3 protein-coding genes and 1 tRNA gene are annotated in these 3,143 nt (G+C 68.0%); 3 read left to right on the top strand and 1 reads right to left on the bottom strand.

Annotated features, from left to right (window positions below; all coding sequences use genetic code 11):
* A partial coding sequence (locus tag G6017_RS07490; protein ID WP_277819581.1) for a 5'-3' exonuclease occupies positions 1 to 723 on the bottom strand: 723 nt, incomplete at its 3' end.
* A 166-nt stretch (positions 724 to 889) separates the two neighbouring features.
* Between G6017_RS07490 and G6017_RS07495 the strand changes: the two genes are divergently transcribed.
* The 3 genes from G6017_RS07495 to G6017_RS07505 form a co-directional block, all read left to right on the top strand.
* Positions 890 to 963, top strand: a tRNA-Leu gene (locus G6017_RS07495).
* A gap of 250 nt (positions 964 to 1,213) precedes the next feature.
* The gene (locus G6017_RS07500; protein ID WP_182609458.1) at positions 1,214 to 1,681 is read left to right on the top strand and encodes a MarR family transcriptional regulator; all 468 of its coding nucleotides are present in this window, start codon (positions 1,214 to 1,216) and stop codon (positions 1,679 to 1,681) included.
* Positions 1,681 to 3,143 (top strand): MDR family MFS transporter (locus tag G6017_RS07505; protein WP_182616744.1); only part of this gene is annotated, 1,463 nt, incomplete at its 3' end. The genes G6017_RS07500 and G6017_RS07505, both read left to right, overlap by 1 nt.

Below are 3,143 nucleotides of genomic sequence, written 5' to 3' on the forward strand. Positions count from 1 at the left end.
TTCGGTGATACGGCGGTTGAGCTGCACCTGCGGGAGGTGCTCGCGGAAGCTCTCCCCCACCTTGCCCTTGACCTCGTCCGCGTGCGCGATCAGTTCCGACAGGCTGCCGTACTGGACGATCCACTTCGCCGCCGTCTTGTCGCCAACCTTGGGCACACCGGGGAGGTTGTCGGAGGTGTCGCCCCGCAGCGCGGCGACGTCCGGGTACTGAGCGGGGGTCACCCCGTATTTGGCCTCCACCGCCTCGGGGGTGAAGCGGGCGAGCTCCGAGACTCCCTTGACCGGGTAGAGGACGGTCACCGCGTCGGAGACCAGCTGCAGCGCGTCGCGGTCCCCCGTGCAGATGAGTGTGTCGGCCCCTGCCGCCTGGGTGGCCAGGGTCGCGATGATGTCGTCGGCCTCGTGGCCCTCCAGGGACAGGGTGCGGACCCCGAGTGCCACCAGCGCCTCCTGGATCAGCTCGACCTGTCCCTTGAACTCCTCGGGGGCAGCCGAGCGCGTCGACTTGTACTCCGGGTACTCGGCCGTCCGGTGCAGGGTCGCCCGGGAGACGTCGAACGCCACCGCCAGGTGGGTGGGCTCCTCGGTGGTGACCAGGTTGGCGACCATCGACAGGAATCCGTAGACCGCGTTGGTGTGCTGCCCGGAGGCCGTGGAGAAGTTCTCCGCGGGAAGCGCGTAGAACGCGCGGAAGGCCAGCGAGTGCCCGTCGAGGAGCAACAGACGGGTGGGCCCGTGTGCCTCGGCGGCGTCGGTGGACGCGGTGGTGGCGGCGGAACTGGCTTCGGCGGTCTGGCTCGTGGTGCTCACACGGCCACTCTAGGGCGGGCGTCGGACAGCCGCTCACCGGTCGTCGGTTAGACTTTCCGACCAGCGGCTCGCCGCGTTCGCCCCCGTAGCCCAATTGGCAGAGGCAACGGATTCAAAACCCGTCCAGTGTCGGTTCGAGTCCGACCGGGGGCACTTCCACGCCGCGCAGTCACCACATCTCCACGTAGATAGCGGCTTCACCGCCGGAGGAACCCCTTCCGGATCGGCCTTGAGGTCACCCTGCTGTCGACCGGCGTCGACTTCCCTCTTCGATAGTCAACTCGGCCCGTGCCGCACTCCGGGCGCACCCGAGACCTCTCCTTTCCCGTCGATTGCAGGAACCAGAAGCCCGTGCATATACTTGCTTGCTGCAAGCAATTTAATCAAGACCGGGGAGGTCAGGGTGGCGATTGACGCCGAACAGGGAGGCAAGCTCGTCATGGACCTGTCCCGCGTGGTCAAACTGCTACGCGCGGTCAATGTCTCGGTCCCGCGGTTCCACGAGTCCCTGGAGCAGTCCGCCCACCCCTTGCTGTTCGCCATCCATGACGAACCCGCCCGAGTCACGAACCTGGCAGACCGTCTCCACACCGATATCTCGGTGGTGAGCCGTCAGGTCCGCCACCTCGAGACCCTCGGTCTGGTCGCCAAGGTCCCCGACCCGGATGACGGGCGCGCGAGCGTCGTCACCCTCACGTCCGAGGGAAGCGACCTCGTCACCCGCGTGTTCGCCGGACGGGGCCAGTGGATGGCCGACGTCCTGGCCGACTGGACCCCCGAACAGGCGGCCTCACTCGACGAGGGACTGGCACGCCTCGCGGAGTCACTGCGCACCGAACTCGACGCCCTCACGTCCGCCAAGGAGAACTGATGACCGACCGCTCGCCCGTCACGACCCAGGCCGGTGAGGACGGCGAGTTCTCTCATCGTCAGATCCTGGTGATCCTCGCCGGCCTCATGTCGGCGATGTTCCTCGCGAGCCTGGACCAGACCATCGTGTCGACCGCCATCCGGACCATCGCCGACGATCTGCAGGGCCTGGACGCGCAGGCGTGGGTGACCACCGCGTACCTCATGACCTCGACCATCTCGACACCGCTGTACGGCAAGCTCTCGGACATCTACGGGCGCAAACCGTTCTTCGTCATCGGCATCGTGATCTTCGTGTTCGGCTCCCTGCTGTGCACGCTCGCCGACTCGATGTACACGCTCGCGCTGTACCGCGGGATCCAGGGACTGGGCGCCGGCGCCCTGATGTCGCTCTCCCTGGCGATCATCGGCGACATCATCCCGCCGCGCGACCGTGCCAAGTACCAGGGCTACATGCTCGCGGTGTTCGCCTCGTCGTCGGTCATCGGCCCGGTCGTCGGCGGCTTCTTCGCCGGCGTGGAGACGATCTTCGGCATCGACGGCTGGCGCTGGATCTTCCTCATGAACGTCCCCATCGGCGCTCTCGCGCTGACGATGGTGCTGCTCACCCTCAACGTCAAGAACGTGCGGGTGGACCACCGGGTGGACTGGGCGGGCGCGGCCGCGATCGTCGTCGGGCTGGTGCCGCTCCTGCTGGTGGCCGAACAGGGCAACACCTGGGGCTGGGGCTCACCGGCCGCACTGGCCTGCTACGTCGTGGGCCTGGCCGGCATCGGCCTGTTCCTCATCGTCGAGGCCCGGGCCGGCGACGAGGCCCTCATCCCCCTGCGGCTGTTCCGCGACCGCACCTTCTCGATCGTCACCGCCGGCGGGGTGATCGTGGGAATGGCCATGTTCGGCGGGATGATGACCCTGCCCCTGTACATGCAGATCGTGCACGGCGCCGACCCCATGGAATCCGGCCTCATGATGCTGCCACTGGTGGCGGGCATGATGGGCGCCTCGATCGTGTCCGGTCAGCTCATCTCCAAGACCGGCCGGGTACGCGAGTTCCCGATCCTCGGCACCGCCATCTCGGCCGTCGGGCTGTTCCTGCTGTGGACCATCGACGCCGACACCTCGCTGACCCTGGTCATGGCCTACATGCTGGTGCTGGGAATCGGCCTGGGCAACTGCATGCAGCCGATCACCCTGATCGTGCAGAACGCTGTGAGCCCGCGCGAGATCGGCGTGGCCACCGCGTCCGCGACCTTCTTCCGCCAGCTCGGCGGCACCGCCGGGGTGGCCGTGTTCCTGTCGATCCTCTTCAGCCGGGTCGGGGGTTCCATCACCAGCGAGCTGCAGCAGGCGGGCGCAGACGGCACCCTCGCCCGCGGTGTGCAGGAGGGCCTGGCCGACCCGGCGCTGCGCGCGGACCCGGAGGCTCTCGGGATCGTGCAGGCCCTCGCCGACCCGGCATCGGG

This window comes from Dietzia sp. B44 (assembly GCF_014145245.1).
GTDB classification, from domain to species: domain Bacteria; phylum Actinomycetota; class Actinomycetes; order Mycobacteriales; family Mycobacteriaceae; genus Dietzia; species Dietzia natronolimnaea.